Source organism: Mesorhizobium sp. M7A.F.Ca.US.006.04.2.1 (assembly GCF_004022915.1).
Lineage (GTDB): Bacteria > Pseudomonadota > Alphaproteobacteria > Rhizobiales > Rhizobiaceae > Mesorhizobium > Mesorhizobium ciceri.
Genome location: NZ_RZQA01001664.1, coordinates 1 through 434 on the forward strand (window position 1 = coordinate 1; position 434 = coordinate 434).

Here is a 434-nt window from a genome sequence, read left to right on the forward strand (position 1 = left end):
GAAACCGCGTTCGCGCCGCGCCACCCGCACGCGCGCCCGGTGCGCTCGCGGATCACCGTCGGTTCGGATGGGGAGCGGTTCATCGCGTATGACGACGAAGCGATGCTGGGCACCGCGCCGGACTTTCCGGACGAGGTTCTCAGCCGCGCGACTGTCCTGATCGTCGACAGTTACGGGATCGAGTCGCTGGATGTCGTGGCTCGGGCTCGCGATCTCGGCCTTGCGATCCTCGGCGATGTCGAATGGAGCCACGGCCCGGCCACCGAGAGACTGATCGGGCTCTGCGACCATCTCATTCTTCCGCTCGGTTTCGCGCGGACCGCCACCGGCCGCCAGGCTCCGGCCGAGATACTCGACGCATTGTGGTTGCCGTCGCGGTCCGCCGTGGTTCTGCCGGATGGCGGCAGAGGCGTCTTCTATCGCGGACGCGACGA

General features: G+C 68.0%; 1 pseudogene. It reads left to right on the forward strand.

Annotated features, from left to right (window positions below):
- Positions 1-434 (forward strand): annotated as a pseudogene (locus tag EN925_RS39295) (permease); the annotation flags it as partial.